The sequence below is a fragment of the Alicycliphilus denitrificans genome, from assembly GCF_044792555.1.
Lineage (GTDB): Bacteria > Pseudomonadota > Gammaproteobacteria > Burkholderiales > Burkholderiaceae_C > Alicycliphilus > Alicycliphilus denitrificans_A.
Genome location: NZ_CP126238.1, coordinates 1,638,437 through 1,655,363, shown reverse-complemented (window position 1 = coordinate 1,655,363; position 16,927 = coordinate 1,638,437). Strand labels below are relative to the sequence as shown.

Below are 16,927 nucleotides of genomic sequence, written 5' to 3'. Positions count from 1 at the left end.
TAGCAATGACACAGTGGAAATACATCTGCAAGCTCGAAGACATTCCGGTGCTGGGCGCCCGCCGCGTGGCGCGCGCGCAGGGCCTGGAGGTGGCCGTGTTCCGCACCGCCACGGACGAGGTGTTTGCCCTGCTGGACCGCTGCCCGCACAAGGGCGGCCCGCTGAGCCAGGGCATGGTGTTCGGCCAAAGCGTGGCCTGCCCGCTGCACAACTGGACCATCGGCCTGTGCAACGGCCAGGCCCAGGCGCCGGACGAAGGCTGCACGCCCAGCTTTCAGGTCAAGCTGGAGGGCGGCGCCGTGTATCTGGATGCCGACGAACTGGCCCACCGCGCCCTGACCGAAACCCGCCCGCTGGCCGGGCCTGCCTTGCGCGTTGCATTGGCATGACGGCAAGCACCACCACCCGCTCCACCTGCCCCTACTGCGGCGTGGGCTGCGGCGTGCTCATCGACAGCGAGGGCGGCCGCATCACGCGCGTGCGCGGCGACCCGGAGCACCCCGCCAACTTCGGGCGGCTGTGCTCCAAGGGCTCGACCCTGCACCTCACGGCCCGCCCCGAGGTGCAGGCCCAGGTGCGCCTGCTGCAGCCCCTGCAGCGCGCGCAACGCGGTGGCGCGGCGCTGCCGCTGGCCTGGGACCAGGCGCTGGACACCCTGGGCCAGCGCATCGCCGCCACCGTGCAGCAGCACGGCGCCGACGCCGTGGGCCTGTACGTCTCGGGCCAGTTGCTCACCGAGGACTATTACGTCTTCAACAAGTTCGCCAAGGGGCTGCTGGGCACGAACAACATCGACACCAACTCGCGCCTGTGCATGAGCAGCGCCGTGGCCGGCTACAAGGCCACGCTGGGGGCCGACGCGCCGCCCGCCTGCTACGACGACATCGCCCAGGCGGCCACGCTGTTCATCAGCGGCGCGAACCCGGCCTGGGCGCACCCGATTCTTTTCCGGCGCATCGAGGACGCCAGGCGCGCCAACCCGGCGCTCAAGATCATCGTCTGCGACCCGCGCCGCACCGACACCGCCGAGCTGGCCGACCTGCACCTGGCGCTCCAGCCCGGCTCGGACGTGTGGCTCTACCACGGCATGCTGCGCTGCATGCTGGAGCAGTCCTGGATAGACCCGCAGTTCATCGCCACCCGCACCCAGGGCTGGATGGGCCTGGCCGCCCTGGTGACCCAGGCCACGCCCGAGGCAGTGCAGCAGCATTGCGGCATTGCCCCCGGCGACCTGCTGCGGGCCGCGCGCTGGTTTGCCGGCGTGCAGGATGGCAACAGCACCCGCCAACCCACGCTCAGCCTGTACTGCCAGGGCCTGAACCAGTCCGCGCACGGCACGGACAACAACACCGCCCTCATCAACCTGCACCTGGCCTGTGGCCAGATCGGCAAGCCAGGCGCGGGGCCTCTCTCGCTCACCGGCCAGCCCAACGCCATGGGCGGGCGCGAGGTGGGGGCGCTGGCCAACCAGCTGAGCGCGCACCGCAACCTGGCCGACGCCCGGCACCGTGCCGAAGTGGCGGCGCTGTGGGGCGTGCCCAGCGTGCCTGCTGCACCGGGCAAGGCGGCGATCGAAATGTTCCAGGCCGCCGCCGACGGCCAGATCAAACTGCTGTGGATTGCCTGCACCAACCCCGCGCACAGCCTGCCCGACCAGGCCCTGGTGCGCCGCGCCCTGCAGCGCGCCGAATACGTAGTGGTGCAGGACGCCTATGCCACCGGCGCCACCGCGCGCTTTGCCGACCTGCTGCTGCCCGCCAGCACCTGGGGCGAGAAGGAAGGCACGGTGACGAACAGCGAGCGCCGCATCAGCCGTGTGCGCGCCGCCGTGCCCGCGCCGGACCTCGCCTGGGCCGACTGGCGCATCGTCACCGAGGTGGCGCGCCGCCTGCAGCCGCAGCTGCCCGACCGCGCCCACCTGCCCAGCCTGTTCCCCTACGACGGCCCCGAGGCCATCTGGAACGAGCACCGCGAAAGCACGCGCGGGCGCGACCTGGACATCACGGGCCTCTCCTGGGCGCAGCTGGAAACCGCGCCGCGCCAATGGCCCTGCCCCGAGGGCCAGAGCCAAGGCCTGGCGCGCCTGTACACCAACCAGCATTTCGCCACCCCCGATGGTCGCGCGCGCTTTGCCGTGCAACTGCCGGGCACCGTGGCCGATCCCATCGATGCACGCCACCCCCTGGCCCTGCTCACCGGCCGCCTGCGCGACCAGTGGCACGGCCTGAGCCGCAGCGGCCTGGTGGAAAACCTCTGGGCCCACGCCAGCGAGCCCGTGGCGCAAATGGCCCGCGAAGACATGGACCGGCTCGGCCTGGCGCCGGGCGACCTGGCCTACCTCACCAGCCGCAGGGGCAGCGTGCTGGCGCCCGTGCAGGCGGGCGAAGGCCTGCGCAGCGGCCAGGTGTTCATGGCCATGCACTGGGGCGACGAGGTGCTGGGCGGCGCCAGCAGCACCGGCAAGCGCCTGGCGGGCGTGAACGCACTGACCACGGCGGCGCGCTGCCCGCAATCGCTGCAACCCGAACTCAAGCACGCCGCCATCAAGGTGCTCAAGGCCGAGCTGCCCTGGGGCCTGTGGGCCCAGGCCTGGCTGCCGCTGACCCAGGTGCAGCGGGTGCGCCAGCAGCTCGAAGCGCTGATGGCCGAGTTCCCCTTCGCCAGCTGCAGCCTGTTTGGCCGCGCCGAACAAGGTAGTGGCGTGCAGTTGCGCGCGGCCGCGCACCACGCCGTCGATGAGGCCCTGGTCGAGCGCATTGCCACCCTGCTGGGGCTGCAGGGCGCGGGGCCGCTCTCCTACCGCGACGCTCGCCGGGGCCAATGGCGCCGCGCCCGGTTGCAGGCCACAGACAACGGCCAGCGGCTGCAGGCCGTACTGCTGGCCGGCGACGTCAGCGCCCAGGCCTGGATCGCCCCGCTGCTGCAGGAGCGCCACGACGCCCAGCCACTGCGCCGCGCCCTGCTGCAGCCAGGCGCGCAGCCGCCGGTACCAGTGGCAGCCCGTGGCGCCAGCGTGTGCTCCTGCGTGGGAGTCGCGGAGAACACCATCACCGCCCTGTTGCAGCACTGCACGGGCGATGCCGCACAGCGCCTGCAGCAACTCAAGGACACCCTGCGCTGCGGCACACAGTGCGGCTCCTGCGTGCCGCAGCTGCAGCGCATGGTGCAGGCTAGCCTGGCCTGAACCCCGTATCGCCCCCTTCGCTGTTCCCGCGGAGATGCGCCACGGTGCAATTGCGCAGCTTTCTCAAGGCTGGCCTTGCTGGCGATGCTGCGCCTGCTGCACCCGCACTGGACGCGCACCCGGAGCCGCGCCGGCGGGCGCGCGCTCGCGCCCCAGACGTCACCCGCCGGCAGAGAGACTCGGGCTGCGGCCGCAAGGCGCGGGACGGCAGCACCTTAGGTATAGTGCCGCCAACCGAACTTCCGCCCCCCGCTGCCTTGACCGTGCCCCTGTTTGACCAGCTTTCCATTCGCTACAAACTGGTGGTGCTGCTCGGCCTGAGCCTGGGCCTGGGGCTGTGCGTGTCGGCCCTGGTGGCGCTGTATTCCACCTGGGCCGCCGAGCGCCAGTCGTCGCTGCGCGCCTTGCACCAGATCGCCGCCATCATCAGCGAGAACATGCGCGCCGCGCTCGCCTTCCAAGATGCGCAGAGCGCCGCCAACATGCTGGCGCCGCTGCACACCAACCCGCACATCCGCTACGCCGTGGTGGAAAGCGAAAACGGCCAGCTGCTGGGCCAATACCAGGCCCCGGGGACGACCGAGCCCGCGGCGCTGGCCTGGCGCGCACAGATCGACCAGCGCCCGGGCAGGCCCGGGGAGCTGCACGAGGCCATGGAGCGCTCATACCACTACGTCATCTACCCGATTGATTTCGACGGCAAGCGCATCGGCACCCTGGCCCTGCTGGCCGACAACGACGCCATGTACGCCAAGATGCGCCAATTCTTCGTGCTGCAGGGAGTGGCATCGGCGCTGATCCTGGCAAGCCTGCTGCTGCTGTCATGGCGCTTGCAACTGATCTTCACGCGGCCCATCCTGCAGCTGCTGGCCCTCATGCGCCGCATCGGCCGCAGCAAGGACTACACCCCGGTCCTGGCAACGCAGCGCACGGACGAGTTCGGCGAGCTGTACCGGGGCTTCAACGCCATGCTGCAGGAAATCCGCCTGCGCGACGAGCAACTAAGCCGCCTGGCCACCACCGACACCCTCACCGGCCTGGCCAATCGCGGCCATGCGCTCGCCACCCTGCAGGCCATGGCCACCCGCGCCCAGCGCAAGCGCGAGCCCATGGGCGTGATCCTGCTCGACGTCGATCATTTCAAACGCATCAACGACAGCTGGGGCCACGCGGCGGGCGATCTGGTGCTGCAAGACATGGCGCGCATCCTGCAGGCCAACATCCGCAGCTACGACCTGGCGGCGCGCTTTGGCGGGGAAGAGTTTTTGGTGCTGTGCGACGGTGCCGACCTCGCCATCACCACCGACATGGCCGAGCGCATCCGCGCCAGCGTCGCCAGCCACAGCTTTCGCCTGGCGGGTGGCCAGGTGCTGCACGTCACCGTCAGCCTGGGCCTGCACGTGGGCAGCACCGCCCCCGAGACCGCGTTGGCGCTGATCGAAGCCGCCGACCAGGCCCTGTACCGCGCCAAGCAGGCCGGGCGCGACCGTGTGGAGAGCACCTGAGGTGCGGCGCCTGGCGCAGCGCCTCGTGGTCCTGCTGTGCCTGCTGGCCGGCATGGCGCCCGCCTGGCCGGGCCAGGACGAGCTGCAGCTCAAGGCCGTGTTCCTGGGCCGCTTTGCCAGCTACGTGCAGTGGCCGCAGCCCGAGCGCGCGGCCTTCGACATTACCGTGCTCGGCGCCCACCCCCTGGGCGAGCAGCTGGCCCGGCTGTACGCCGACAAGCGTATCCAGGGCCGGCCGGTGCGCATCCGCACTGTGGCCCAGGTGCAGGACGTGGGCACGCCGGACATGCTCTTCGTCGCCCTGCCCAGCGTCGCCACGCGCCAGGCCGCCATCGCCTACGCCCAGGAGCACGGCATCCTGAGCGTGAGCGATGCCAAGGGCTTTGCCGCGCTCGGCGGCATCATCCAGATCAACTTCGTCGAGCAAAACGTCCAGATCAAGATCAATTACGACGCTGCCGTGAAAACGGGCCTGCACATTGGCGCGCCCCTGCTGTCCATTGCCACGGTGCTGCGGGGAAGCCAGCCATGAAGCGAACCCTGTCCCTCCTGCCCCTGTGGGCCGTCTGCGCCGCCGCCCTGGCCAACCCGCAGGCCCCGGAGCCAGACCTGTACACCCTGCCCCTCGACGAGCTGCTGCGCGTGCAGATCCCGCCGCAGGCCGACGTGGGCTCGCGCGCAGGCGCACATAGCGCGCCGGGCGCCATCGTCCCCATCGACGTTTACACCGCCGAGCAGCTGCTCTCCGTCGGCACCATGAGCCTGGCCCAGGCCCTGGCCGCGCTGGTGCCCGGCTTCAACTACCCCCGCCCCTCGATTGCCGACGGCACCGACCACGCGCCGCCATTCACGCTGCGCGCGCTCAACCCCGACCAGGTGCTGGTGCTGGTCAACGGCAAGCGCCAACAGCAAAGCGCGCTGCTGCACACCAACGGCACCATCGGCCGGGGCAGCTCGGGGGTGGACCTGAGCACCATCCCGCTGCTGGCCGTCGAGCGCGTGGAGGTGCTGCGCGACGGCGCCGCCGCGCAGTACGGCTCGGACGCCATCGCCGGCATCATCAACATCGTGCTCAAGGGCTACGGCCACGCCAACCAGGCGCTGCTCGGCTGGGGGCGCACCACGGCGGGCGACGGCCTGCAGCGCCAGGCGGCGCTGTTCACCACCCGGCCGCTGGCGGGCGACGGCTTCATCAATCTCACGGCCGAGCTGCGCGACCGGGGCGCGACCAACCGCGCCGCGCCCGACCCGCTGGACGGCGGGCGCATCAACACCCACTTTGGCGAGGCCGACACACAAGACGCGCTGCTGGCCTGGAACGCCGAAATCCCCCGCGGCGACACCACCGTCTACACCCATGGCAAGGCCAGCCGCCGCCACAGCAGCGCGGGCGCGTTCTTCCGCCGGGCCGATGACGAGCGCAACCTGCCAAGCCTCTACCCGCAGGGCTTCTTGCCGCGCATCGAGCCCCGGATCACCGACCTCTCGGCCACCCTGGGCGCCAAGGGCAGCTGGACCGACGGCACGCAGTGGAACCTGGCCTACACCGGCGGCGCCAACGACTTTCATTTCTACGTCGCCAACTCGCTCAACCGCTCCCTGGGCGCGAGTTCGCCCACGGCCTTCGACAGCGGCGGCACCGCCCTGGCGCAGCACAGCATCAACGCCGACTGGAGCCGCCCGTTTGGCCGGCACACCCTGGCCGGCGGCTACGAATACCGGCGCGAGAGCTACCGCATCCGCGCCGGCGAGCCCGCCTCGTACCTGCTGGGCCCCGATTCCGCCTGGTACGCCGGGGCGCAGGGCTTTGGCGGCTTTGCGCCCGAGAACGCGGTCCGCACCCAGCGGGATAGCCACGCCCTGTATCTGGACCTGAAGTACGCCCTGCTGCCGCAGCTCACGCTCAACGCCGCCACCCGCGCCGAGCACTACAGCGACTTTGGCAACACCCTCAACGGCAAGCTGGCCCTGCGCCTGCAGCCGACGCCGCACTGGCTGCTGCGCACCAGCGTGAGCAGCGGCTTTCGCGCGCCGTCGCTGGCGCAGGCGAACTACACCTCGACGACCATGATCCGCGATGGCGACGCCATCCTGCAATACGGCAACTATGGCGTTGATCACCCCGTCGCCCGCGCCCTGGGCGCCACCGACCTGAAGCCCGAAAGCTCGCGGCACTTCACCCTGGGCGCGGTCTGGCAGCCCTCGCGCGCCCTCACCGCCAGCGTGGACGGCTTCATCACCGACATCCGCGACCGCATCATGCCCACCGGCTACATCGCCGGCTGGAACCTGGCCCAGCTCAGCCCGCAGGCCCAGGCCATCCTGCTGCAGCAGCATGTGGACGGCGCCACCTATTTCACCAACGCCGTCGGCACGCGCACGCGCGGCGTGGACCTGCGCCTGGACTACCAGCACGACCTGCCCCAGGGCCGGCGCTGGCACCTGAGCGCTGCCTACCAGCACGCGCGCACGCGCATCACCCAGGTCAACCGCGCGCCTGCGGTGCTGGGGGTGGACATGACGGATCTGATCCTCGACCCCTACACCCGGGTGACGATGGAGTCGGGCCAACCGAGCAGTGCTTTCAAGCTCTGGGCGCAGTACAAAACCCCGGGCTACGCGCTGGTGGCCAACCTCAACCGCTACGGCAGCTTCGCCAGCACCCACGGCCACACGCCCGTCACGTTTGCCGCCCGCTGGACGCTGGATCTGCAGTGGAGCTACCACCTGAACCGGCACACCACCCTGACCCTGGGCGGCACCAACGTACTCAACGCCAAGCCCGCGCAGTGGGGCGTGACGGACGATGCCGTCACGGGCGCCGGCAAGCCGATCCGCTATTCGCAGTACGCGCCGTTTGGCTACAACGGCGCGGCGTATTACCTGCGCCTGGGGGTGCGGTTTTAAGCGGTTTTCTCCACATGCCCCTGGCGCGTGTAGAGGAAGTCGATCACCGCCTTGCGGTAGTTCACGTAGCGCGCATCCTCGGCCAGCTCCACGCGCGAGCGCGGGCGGGGCAGCTCGACGTGCAGCACCTCGCCAATGGTGGCGGCCGGGCCGTTGGTCATCATCACGATCTTGTCGGACAGCAGCACGGCCTCGTCCACGTCGTGCGTCACCATCACCACGGTGCTTTGCGTGCGCGCCACGATCTCCAGCAGCTCGTCCTGCAGCTTGGCGCGGGTGAGCGCGTCGAGCGCGCCGAAGGGCTCGTCCATCAGCAGCACCTGGGGTTCCATCGACAGCGCCCGGGCGATGCCCACGCGCTGCTTCATGCCGCCCGAGATCTCGCCGGGGCGCTTCTGGCCGGCGTGCGTCAGGCCCACCAGGGCCAGCGCGGCGTCGGTGCGGGCCTTCAGTTGCGCCTTGCTCTCGCGGGCGCCGAACACGCGCTCCACGGCCAGGTAGACGTTGCCTTCGCAGGTGAGCCAGGGCAGCAGCGAGTGGTTCTGGAACACCACGGAGCGCTCGGGCCCCGGGCCCTTGATCTCCTTGTTGGCGCACAGCAGCGCACCATTGGTGGGCGTGGTCAGCCCGGCGATCAGGTTCAGCAGCGTGGACTTGCCGCAGCCCGAGTGCCCGATGAGCGCCACGAACTCGCCCTTGGCGATGGTCAGGTGGATATCGCGCAGCGCCGGGAACAGGCCCTTGGCCGTCTTGAAGGTCTGCTCGACGCCCTGGACCTCGATGAACTTGGTGGTTAGCGAGGGATGGGTGGATGCGTTCATGATTTCACCTCTTCGAACGTGAAGGCCGTGGCCAGCTTGACCAGGGCCGCTTCGAGCAGCAGCCCGACGATGCCGATCACGAAGATGGCGATGATGATGTTCTTGACGTTGAGGTTGTTCCACTCGTCCCACACCCAGAAGCCGATGCCCACGCCGCCCGTCAGCATCTCGGCCGCCACGATCACCAGCCACGCCGTGCCCACGGCCAGGCGCACGCCGGTCAGCATGTAGGGCAGCACCGAGGGGAACAGGATCTTGGTGAGCACCTTCCACTCGCTCAGGTTCAGCACGCGGGCCACGTTCAGGTAGTCCTGCGGCACGCGCTGCACGCCCACGGCGGTGTTGATGACCATGGGCCAGATCGAGCAGATGAAGATGGTCCAGATCGCCGCCGGGTTGGCGCCCTTGAACACCAGCAGCCCGATGGGCAGCCACGCCAGCGGCGACACCGGCCGCAGCAGGCTGATGAGCGGGTTGAACATGCGCGAGAGGAAGGCGAAGCGCCCGATGGCAAACCCCGCCGGAATGCCCACCAGCGCCGCCAGCCCAAAGCCGATGGCCACGCGCTGCAGCGAGGCCAGCACGTTCCAGCCCACGCCCTGGTCGTTGGGGCCGTTGCGGTAGAAGGGGTTGCTGAACACCTCCACCGCCTGCAGCCAGGTCTCGTAGGGGCTGGGAATGCTGCGGCCCGTGCTGGCCGACACCAGTGCCCACAGCCCCACCAGCAGCCCCAGGCCCAGCGCGGGCGGCAGCACGTTCTGCCAGAAGGCGCGCGACAGCGCGCCGCCATCGCGTGGGGCGGGAGCCTCTGATACTTTTGCAGTGTTTTTGGCCGTTGAGGCCGTGGATAGGGCGCTAGCAGCTATGCTTTTGTGAGCGTCGGGCGCGTCGGCTGGCGTGGGGTCCAGCGGTGCATGAAAAACGGCACTGACCATGGTGACCTCCGGTGGCTCAGGCTTTGATCTTGAAACCATCGGCGTACTTGGCGGGGTCCTTGCCGTCCCACACCACGCCGTCGATGAGCTTGGCTTGGCGCATCACGTCCTTGGGCACGCTGATCTTCATGGCGCTGGCCACCGACTTGTACAGTTCCACCTGGTTCACCTGCTTGGCCACTTCAGGATAGTCGGGGTGGCTCTTGAGCAGACCCCAGCGCTTGTGCTGCGTGAGGAACCACATGCCGTCCGACAGATAGGGGAAGTTCACCGCGCCATCGTTGAAGAACTTCATGTGGTTGGCGTCGTCCCAGGTCTTGCCCATGCCGTTCTGGTAGCGGCCCAGGATGCGCTGGTTGATCGCATCCACGCTGGTGTTCACATAGGCCTTGCCGGCAATCGTCTCGGCCATCTTCATCTTGTTCGACAGGCTCGCATCGATCCACCGGCTGGCCTCCAGCACCGCCATCATCACGGCGCGCGTGGTGTTGGGGTACTTCTTCACGAACTCCGCCGTGGTGCCCAGCACCTTCTCGGGGTGGTCCTTCCAGATGTCCTGCGTGGTGTTGGCCGTGATGCCGATGCCGTCCATGATGGCGCGGTGATTCCAGGGCTCGCCCACGCAGAAGCCGTCCATGTTGCCCACGCGCATGTTGGCCACCATCTGCGGCGGCGGCACGGTGATCAGCTTGGCGCCCGACAGCGGGTTGATGCCCGCCGCCGCCAGCCAGTAGTGCATCCACATCGCGTGCGTGCCCGTGGGGAAGGTGCCCGCGAAGGTGTATTCGCGCTTCTCCTTGGCCATCAGCGCCGCGAGCGAGGGGCCGTCCACCGCGCCCTTGTCGGCCAGCGCCTTCGACAGCGTGATCGCCTGGCCGTTGTTGTTGAGGGACATGAGCACCGCCATGTCCTTCTTCGGGCCGGCCGTGCCCAGGTGCACGCCGTACACCAGGCCGTACAGCACGTGGGCAAAGTCCAGCTCGCCGTTCACCAGCTTGTCGCGCACGCCAGCCCACGATGCTTCCTTGGTGGGAATGATGGTCACGCCGTACTTCTTGTCAAAGCCCAGCACCGAGGCCATCACCACGCTGGCGCAGTCGGTCAGCGGAATGAAGCCGATCTTCACCTCCTTCTTCTCGGGCGCGTCCGAGCCCTGGGCATGCACGAGCGCCCGCAGCGCGGGGCTCACGCCCACGGCGCCCACGGTGGCGGCCTGCAGCACGGTACGGCGGTTGAGGCTGGTTTTCAGAAGATCGGTCATGGGGCTCCCCTTGCATCGTGAAAGTAAAAAAGGCGTCCTCACGCTGCGCACGTGCCGCCAGGGGCAGCATGCGCAGGGTGGGGACGCCTTTGTCCGGTTTCCGGTGGCAGCCGCCCGCCGTTGGGTGGCGCCGCCGTGGTGACCCTGTGGGGGTCTGCAACTAGCAATGCAAGGCTTGTGCCAGCTTTTGGGAGCTGGGTTTGCTATGGAATGTGGAGCTTGAGGCGCTTTGTTTTAGGGCGCTGGAGGCCAATTTGGCTTGAAGCGATGCGTGCAAGGGCGCACCGGGGTTGTGCGGTGCACCATGGGGGCGCGGGAGTGAGGTAGTGCGTTGATCGGCTGGGCACCGGCCTCGCACTGAGAAGCAGCGTGGCCGCACTGATCAAGGGATCGCTTTGCAGTAGCTGCTGGTCGGACGTCGGATTAGACAGAGCGGGTTTGCCACAGTGTTGTCATAGGTGTCAACTACCGCTCCTTAGAACTGACCATGGCTACACACCACGTAGTCGCTTAATATCTCCCAAATTCATGAGAACTTTAAGGATGACGATGGAAGCTACTATAGGGGGAGTTGACAAAGCATTCGTTGCGTATCCGTCTAGAGATTCGTCGTTGGCCGGAATCATTGCTGAAGGCGTAGCCAAAGCAAATCGTATGTCAGGCAAGCGCCTGCGCTACACACCCTGGGAGTTTAACGACGTTGCGGGAAACCCACTCATCTCTCCAATCTTGGAAGGGATAGAGTCATCGAAGTTTGTTGTCGCGGACATTACCTACCTGAATCCAAATGTGGTATATGAAATTGGTTTCGCGATTGGGAGATCCCGCCGTTGTTTCCTCATAAGGCACTCGCATACCGAGGGTGACAAACGAGTCGCTAGGGAAGTTGGAATATTCGACACCCTTGGCTACGATATATATGACGACTCGGACGGGCTTGCTGGATCACTTACTGCATATGTCGACCCAAAGCCACTGGCGTTTTCGACGGCGCTTGACAGGCTTGCGCCGGTATATGTCGTAGAGCCGCCTACAAAAGGGGGCGTCACCACAGTGATGACATCACGCCTTAAGAAGGCAAGATACAAGTACAGAAGCTTCAATCCAGCTGAAGATGCTCGTCTATCCGCTGCAGATGCAATAAGGCAAGTTGCAAGTTCAGCTGGCATATTGCTCTACTTCTTGGATGGGAGTCAGGAAACAAACTTCATTCACGACACTCGGACACTGTTCGTTGCTGGTCTGGCCCATGGGATGGGTAAACCGACCCTTATTCTGGCGCATGGCTCTGCAGATATACCTTTGGATGTTCGTGATGTAGTCAAGCGCTTCGGCCGATCTGAAGACATAATCGATCACATAGCGGCCTTTTCCCTCGAAATTACGGAGCATCTGCAGCAGGCAGATCCGACACCGCTCAAAGATCTAACGCCACTCCAGTCGTTGCAGATCGGAGATCCAACGGCCGAGAATGAGATGACGACCTTGGGTAGCTACTTCTTACGCACCGATCAATATAGTAAGGCAGTGCGAGGAGAGGTAAACCTCGTAGTGGGTCGAAAAGGTGCTGGCAAAACAGCTTTATTTATTCAAGTCCGCGATAAGACTCGCTCTGACAAACGAAACGTCGTTCTTGACCTAAAGCCTGAGGGCTATCAGCTGCTCAAGTTGAAAGAGGATATTCTTGCCCATCTGACGCAGGGCGCCAGCCATCACTTGGTGACTGCTTTCTGGGAATATTTAATCTTGCTAGAGATTACTTACAAGCTCCTCGAGAAGGATCACAGTGCACACAAATTCAATCATGAAATTCGCGATTTATATCTAGAGCTTGAGCAGACTTATAAAACTGAAGGTTACTCCGTTGAGGGCGACTTTTCAGAGAGACTTTTGGCTCTTTCGCAGCGTATTGCCCAGGATTATGCACAAAGATTCGGGGACACTGATGGGACGAAGCTGTCGACAGATCAGGTCACGCAGCTTGTTTACTCTCATGACGTGCGGCATCTGCGGCGGCAAGTATCCGCATATCTTGAGCATAAGCAAAGTGTTTGGGTTCTGTTTGACAACCTAGATAAAGGTTGGAGCACTCAAGGCGTTGATGCTGTCGACGCGATGGTCTTACGCTGCCTTATTGATGCAGGGCGAAAGGTTGAGCGCGACATGCGCAAGGATGGTCATATTGTCCATTGCATCGCCTTCATTCGTAACGATGTGTATGAGCATCTGATGCGTCAGAGCGCTGACTACGGCAAAGAGATGAGGGTGGCTTTGGATTGGACTGACCCGGATATGTTGCGTGAGTTGCTGCGACTGCGTTTGATGTCCGGGCTGCCTGCTAGTTCAGTAAATGTGGGGTTTGATCAGATCTGGCCTCAACTTTGTATTTCACACTACAAAGGTGAGGAAACTTCAGCCTACATTATTGAGCGCTCGCTAATGCGTCCGCGAAATGTGATCAAAATGTTTGCTCATGCAAAAGGTTTTGCGGCAAATCTTGCTCATCAGAAAATTCAAGAGAGCGATCTTGAAAAAGGAATTCGTGCCTACTCCCAGGATCTACTGGTCGAGCTCGATCATGAATTGACAGATGTATTTCCTGATTCTCGCGACTTGCTCTATCACTTCATAGATGCACCGCCTCAGTTAACAGAAGCCGTTCTAACGGAATTGATTGCAAGCGCTGGCATTGAATCTAGCGATGTGCAGCGCGTGATTGATTTTCTTTTGTATTATGGAATTCTTGGTATTCAGGATTCTGCAGAGCACATTCACTACATCTTCAACGTGAACTACGATTTGAAGGTTCTACAGGTTCGTGCAGCTCGTGCTAAAAGTGATGCCGTGTACGTGATGAATCCAGCATTCCGCCCTGCGCTTGGAATTCGTGACACCAACTCGGTGTGAGCTTGAGGTGATGGGCTGGGTTGAACCTGCAGGGCTCAGGCTGAACGGGGCAAGCCCAAAGCCCCGTCGTGGTGTTGAACGTCCGTTATGCGACACCTGACCACCGATCACAGGACTCGGACCGAAGACAGCAACCAGCCTGATTTCGGCATTCCCTTTTGGTGGTTTTCAAACCGCCCGTAGCACCCCCCGCGCCGCCTCCGCTACCACCCGACTCAACCCCTCCAACACCCCCGAAGCCGCCCGCGCCTGCTGCCAGTACAGCGGCACATCCAGCGGCGTATCGGGCACCAGCTCGACCAGGGTGCCGTCTTTCAAATGCTGCGCCACCAGCACCTCCAGCTGCATGCCCCAGCCCATGCCGGCCAGCGCGGCGGTGGCGAAGGCCTGGGGCGAGGGCAGGGTGTGCCGGGGCAGCTCCACATGCCGGTGGCACAGGCGGCGGGCCCAGCGGGCCTGCAGTTCGTCCTTGGGGCTGAACACCAGGCTGGGCGCGCGGGCCAGGGTGCCAGCGGTCACGCCCTCGGCGAAGTGGCGCGCCATGAAGGCCGGGCTGGCGGCGGCGCGGTAGCGCATGGCGCCCAGGGGCTGGCTGTTGCAGCCGGTGGCGGGGCGGGCGGTGGCGGTGACGGCGGCGAGCACGGCGCCGCTGCGCAGCCATTCGGCGGTGTGGGTTTCGTCGTCCACGGCCACTTCCATCAGCACGGGCGCCTGGGCCGCGAAGGTGGCGACGGCGGGCGCGAACCAGGTGGCCAGGCTGTCGGCGTTCACCGCCACGGGCAGCGGCACCCGGGCAATGCCTTCCGGGGCCAGCGCGGGCAGGGCGCCTTGCAGTTCCTGCTCCAGCAGGCGCACGCGGTCGGTGTGCTGGCACAGGCGCCGCCCGGCGTCGGTGGCGCGGCAGGGCTGACCGCGCACCACCAGGGCGCAGCCCACGCGCTCTTCCAGCAGGCGTATGCGTTGCGAGATGGCCGAGGGCGTCACATGCAGCGTGCGCGCGGCGCGCTCGAAGCTCCCTTCGCGGATGACGGCAGTCAAGGCAGAGAGCGCGGAATAGTCCAGCATGAATTCAGTTTTGTTAATGTGGATGAAGCAAAGACAGTTTGTCTTTATTGATTGCGGCTGGCAAGCTGCGCGGCATGAACTGGATTGATACCGCTGCCCTCGCTCCCCCTGTGTTCATCCAGGGCCTGGTCCTGTGCCTGGGCCTCATCGTGGCCATCGGGGCGCAGAACGCCTTCGTGCTGCGCCAGGGCCTGCGCCGCGAGCATGTGGGCAGCGTGGTGCTGTTTTGCGCGCTATCCGACGCGGTGCTCATTACGGCGGGCGTGCTGGGCATGGCGCAGGCGCTGGGCGAGCGGCCCGGCCTGGCGCGCGCGCTGGCGCTGGCCGGGGCGGTGTTTCTGGCCGTGTACGGCTGGCGGGCGCTGCGCCGGGCGCGGCATGCGGGGGCGTTGCAGGCAGCGGGTGGCGGCGTGGGGCTGGGCCGGGGCGCGGCCCTGGCGCAGGCGGTGGCGTTCACGCTGCTCAACCCGCATGTCTATCTGGATACCGTGCTGCTCATGGGCAGCATTGGCGCGCAGCAGCCGCAGGCGCTGCGCGGCTGGTTCGTGGCGGGGGCCAGCTGCGCCAGCCTGCTGTGGTTTGGCCTGCTGGGTTTTGGAGCGCGCTGGCTGGCGCCCTGGTTTGCGCGGCCCCGGGCATGGCAGGCGCTGGATGCGCTGATCGGCGCCACGATGTTCGCGCTGGCGGCGCTGCTGGCGCGCCACGCTTTCTCAGGAATGTGAGGGTTCTTCATGTACCTCAGAAAACAGCACCAGTGGACGGACCGCGAAGCGGTCTTCACGCTGATCGAGGCGCATGCGCTGGGGGCCTGGGTGTGCCAGGCGGAGGGCGGGCTCACCGCCAACCATGTGCCCTTCGTGCTGGACCGTGGCCGGGGCAAGCACGGCACGCTGATGTGCCATGTGTCGCGCGCCAATCCGGTGTGGCGCGCATTGGGCGCGGGCCTGCCGTCGGTGGTGATGTTCCGGAGGCCGCAGGCCTACATCACGCCGGGCTGGTACCCGGGCAAGGCGGAGCACGGCAAGGTGGCCGATTGGGTGGCAAAGACCATGGATCCGGAGGTGCCGGATGGGCCGTGATGGCCCGCCAGTGTGTGGCATGGGATGCCTGTTGATGAAAATTTTCCGCTGCGCGAAGCCGGGGCCGCCGAAGGCTTGCCCGCCGATGTGCCCCGCCTGGGCTTTTGAAGACGGGCCATGCTGATCCTCGACAGCAATACCATCAGCTACTAATTTCGCGGCGACCCCCAGGTGGTGCCGCGTCTGCAGGCCATCGCCCCCGTCGATATCGGCGTGCCCGCCATCGTTGAACATGAGCTGCGCTATGGGCTGTTGCGCTTGCCGCCGGAGGCGGCGGCTCCGCGCCTGGCGGCGCTGGCGCAGTTGCTGCGGCCCAGGCATGCATTGCCGTTCGACAGCGAATGCGCGACCCACGCGGCCCGGTTGCGTGCCGATCTGGAGGCCGTGGGCACGCCCATTGGTCCGCACGACATCCTGATTGCCGCCACGGCCTTGCGCCACCAGGCCGCCTTGGTAACCCGCAATGTGCGGGGGGTTCCCGCGTGCCGGGCCTGCAATGGCTCAATTGGCATTCGGATGGAGGCACTGAGCTACCTCGCTGGTGTGCTGGGTGATGAACGTGGCGCGCACGCCGGGACCGCAGCGGGGCTGAGGTGCGCTACCCCAGCAGCTCCGCCATGTCCAGCATGCGCCGCGCCACCTCGCCCAGCTTCAGGCCCTTGTCCATGGCGGTCTTGCGCAGCTTCTCGTAGGCGGCCTGTTCGCTCAGGCCCTGGCGCTGCATCAGCAGGCCCTTGGCCCGCTCTATGAGCTTGCGCTCGTGCAAGGCGGTGTGTGCCTGCACCAGTTCGGTGCGCAATGCCTGTTCGTGGGCAAAGCGGGCCAGCGCCACTTCCAAAATGGGGCGTATGCGCTGCGGCGCCAGGCCGGCGACGATGTAGGCCGTCACGCCGGCGGCCATGGCGTCCTTCACATGGGTCGTGTCCTCGTCGTCGGTGAACAGCACGATAGGCCGGGGCGCGTCGCGCGTGGCCAGCACCACATGTTCGAGCGTGTCGCGCGCCTCGCTCTCGGCGTCCACGATCACCAGGTCCGGCTGCAGCTGCGCCAGGTGTGCGCCCAACAGCATGTCGGTGGGCAGCACGGCCACCAGGTTGAAGCCATGCTGCAGCAGGCCGATGCGCAGCGTACGTGAGCGCTCGGCCTGCCGCATGGCGCGCTCGTCGGTGGGGTCGGCGGGGGCCAGGTCGGGGGCCACGACCACGATGCGTAGTTGTTCATCCATGGCCTCAAGGCAAGCAAAAACCACGCCATCAGACTATC

At 66.1% G+C, this 16,927-nt stretch carries 13 protein-coding genes and 1 pseudogene; 9 read left to right on the top strand and 5 right to left on the bottom strand.

Features of this window, described 5'->3' with window-relative positions; all coding sequences use genetic code 11:
• The first annotated feature begins 5 nt into the window (after positions 1 to 5).
• The 5 genes from nirD to P7644_RS07855 all read left to right on the top strand — a co-directional run bounded on the left by nirD (position 6) and on the right by P7644_RS07855 (position 7,596).
• On the top strand, positions 6 to 389 hold the full coding sequence (gene nirD, locus P7644_RS07875) for a nitrite reductase small subunit NirD (protein ID WP_404302636.1): 384 nt from the start codon (positions 6 to 8) through the stop codon (positions 387 to 389).
• The gene (locus P7644_RS07870) at positions 386 to 3,184 is read left to right on the top strand and encodes a molybdopterin-dependent oxidoreductase (protein WP_404302635.1); all 2,799 of its coding nucleotides are present in this window, start codon (positions 386 to 388) and stop codon (positions 3,182 to 3,184) included. Before nirD ends, P7644_RS07870 begins: the two co-directional genes overlap by 4 nt.
• A 263-nt stretch (positions 3,185 to 3,447) precedes the next feature.
• A complete protein-coding gene (locus P7644_RS07865) occupies positions 3,448 to 4,689 on the top strand; it encodes a diguanylate cyclase (RefSeq protein WP_404303155.1) in 1,242 nt (413 codons plus the stop codon).
• Complete coding sequence (locus P7644_RS07860; RefSeq protein ID WP_404302634.1) at positions 4,673 to 5,221, top strand: YfiR family protein; 549 nt, start codon at positions 4,673 to 4,675, stop codon at positions 5,219 to 5,221. The genes P7644_RS07865 and P7644_RS07860 overlap by 17 nt, the downstream gene beginning before the upstream one ends.
• Complete coding sequence (locus tag P7644_RS07855) at positions 5,218 to 7,596, top strand: TonB-dependent receptor plug domain-containing protein (protein ID WP_404302633.1); 2,379 nt, start codon at positions 5,218 to 5,220, stop codon at positions 7,594 to 7,596. Before P7644_RS07860 ends, P7644_RS07855 begins: the two co-directional genes overlap by 4 nt.
• Here P7644_RS07855 and P7644_RS07850 read toward each other — a convergent pair.
• Genes P7644_RS07850 through P7644_RS07840 form a run of 3 tightly spaced genes read right to left on the bottom strand, consistent with a single transcriptional unit; the run spans position 7,593 to position 10,613 of the window.
• The gene (locus P7644_RS07850) at positions 7,593 to 8,417 is read right to left on the bottom strand and encodes an ABC transporter ATP-binding protein (RefSeq protein WP_404302632.1); all 825 of its coding nucleotides are present in this window, start codon (positions 8,415 to 8,417) and stop codon (positions 7,593 to 7,595) included. The genes P7644_RS07855 and P7644_RS07850 overlap by 4 nt on opposite strands.
• Positions 8,414 to 9,352 (bottom strand): nitrate ABC transporter permease, encoded by a 939-nt coding sequence (gene ntrB, locus P7644_RS07845; RefSeq protein WP_404302631.1) that lies wholly within the window; start codon positions 9,350 to 9,352, stop codon positions 8,414 to 8,416. The genes P7644_RS07850 and ntrB overlap by 4 nt, the downstream gene beginning before the upstream one ends.
• A 16-nt stretch (positions 9,353 to 9,368) precedes the next feature.
• Positions 9,369 to 10,613 (bottom strand): CmpA/NrtA family ABC transporter substrate-binding protein, encoded by a 1,245-nt coding sequence (locus P7644_RS07840; protein ID WP_404302629.1) that lies wholly within the window; start codon positions 10,611 to 10,613, stop codon positions 9,369 to 9,371.
• 549 nt (positions 10,614 to 11,162) lie between these two features.
• On the opposite strand from P7644_RS07840, the gene P7644_RS07835 reads away from it, so the two are divergent.
• Positions 11,163 to 13,520, top strand: a complete 2,358-nt coding sequence (locus P7644_RS07835; RefSeq protein WP_404302628.1) for a P-loop ATPase, Sll1717 family — start codon at positions 11,163 to 11,165, stop codon at positions 13,518 to 13,520.
• A 168-nt stretch (positions 13,521 to 13,688) separates the two neighbouring features.
• On the opposite strand, the gene P7644_RS07830 is transcribed toward P7644_RS07835, so the two are convergent.
• Complete coding sequence (locus tag P7644_RS07830; RefSeq protein WP_404302627.1) at positions 13,689 to 14,585, bottom strand: LysR family transcriptional regulator ArgP; 897 nt, start codon at positions 14,583 to 14,585, stop codon at positions 13,689 to 13,691.
• Between the two features lie 74 nt (positions 14,586 to 14,659).
• Here P7644_RS07830 and P7644_RS07825 point away from each other — a divergent pair, with 74 nt between their 5' ends.
• The 3 genes and pseudogenes from P7644_RS07825 to P7644_RS07815 all read left to right on the top strand — a co-directional run.
• Positions 14,660 to 15,307 (top strand): LysE/ArgO family amino acid transporter, encoded by a 648-nt coding sequence (locus tag P7644_RS07825; protein WP_404302625.1) that lies wholly within the window; start codon positions 14,660 to 14,662, stop codon positions 15,305 to 15,307.
• A 9-nt stretch (positions 15,308 to 15,316) separates the two neighbouring features.
• Positions 15,317 to 15,664, top strand: a complete 348-nt coding sequence (locus P7644_RS07820) for an FMN-binding negative transcriptional regulator (protein ID WP_404302624.1) — start codon at positions 15,317 to 15,319, stop codon at positions 15,662 to 15,664.
• Between the two features lie 171 nt (positions 15,665 to 15,835).
• Positions 15,836 to 16,069 (top strand): annotated as a pseudogene (locus P7644_RS07815) (PIN domain-containing protein); the annotation flags it as partial.
• Positions 16,070 to 16,262: 193 nt separating this feature from the next.
• Here the strand turns inward: P7644_RS07815 and P7644_RS07810 are convergent.
• A complete protein-coding gene (locus tag P7644_RS07810) occupies positions 16,263 to 16,889 on the bottom strand; it encodes an ANTAR domain-containing response regulator (protein ID WP_404302622.1) in 627 nt (208 codons plus the stop codon).
• Positions 16,890 to 16,927 lie beyond the last annotated feature (38 nt).

Excerpts from the sequence above, each read along its gene's own strand:
- nirD (WP_404302636.1), top strand. The coding sequence starts at position 6 with ATGACACAGTGGAAATACATCTGCAAGCTCGAAGACATTCCGGTGCTG.
- P7644_RS07870 (WP_404302635.1), top strand. The coding sequence starts at position 386 with ATGACGGCAAGCACCACCACCCGCTCCACCTGCCCCTACTGCGGCGTG.
- P7644_RS07855 (WP_404302633.1), top strand. The coding sequence starts at position 5,218 with ATGAAGCGAACCCTGTCCCTCCTGCCCCTGTGGGCCGTCTGCGCCGCC.
- P7644_RS07850 (WP_404302632.1), bottom strand. The coding sequence starts at position 8,417 with ATGAACGCATCCACCCATCCCTCGCTAACCACCAAGTTCATCGAGGTC.
- ntrB (WP_404302631.1), bottom strand. The coding sequence starts at position 9,352 with ATGGTCAGTGCCGTTTTTCATGCACCGCTGGACCCCACGCCAGCCGAC.
- P7644_RS07840 (WP_404302629.1), bottom strand. The coding sequence starts at position 10,613 with ATGACCGATCTTCTGAAAACCAGCCTCAACCGCCGTACCGTGCTGCAG.
- P7644_RS07835 (WP_404302628.1), top strand. The coding sequence starts at position 11,163 with ATGGAAGCTACTATAGGGGGAGTTGACAAAGCATTCGTTGCGTATCCG.
- P7644_RS07830 (WP_404302627.1), bottom strand. The coding sequence starts at position 14,585 with ATGCTGGACTATTCCGCGCTCTCTGCCTTGACTGCCGTCATCCGCGAA.
- P7644_RS07825 (WP_404302625.1), top strand. The coding sequence starts at position 14,660 with ATGAACTGGATTGATACCGCTGCCCTCGCTCCCCCTGTGTTCATCCAG.
- P7644_RS07820 (WP_404302624.1), top strand. The coding sequence starts at position 15,317 with ATGTACCTCAGAAAACAGCACCAGTGGACGGACCGCGAAGCGGTCTTC.
- P7644_RS07810 (WP_404302622.1), bottom strand. The coding sequence starts at position 16,889 with ATGGATGAACAACTACGCATCGTGGTCGTGGCCCCCGACCTGGCCCCC.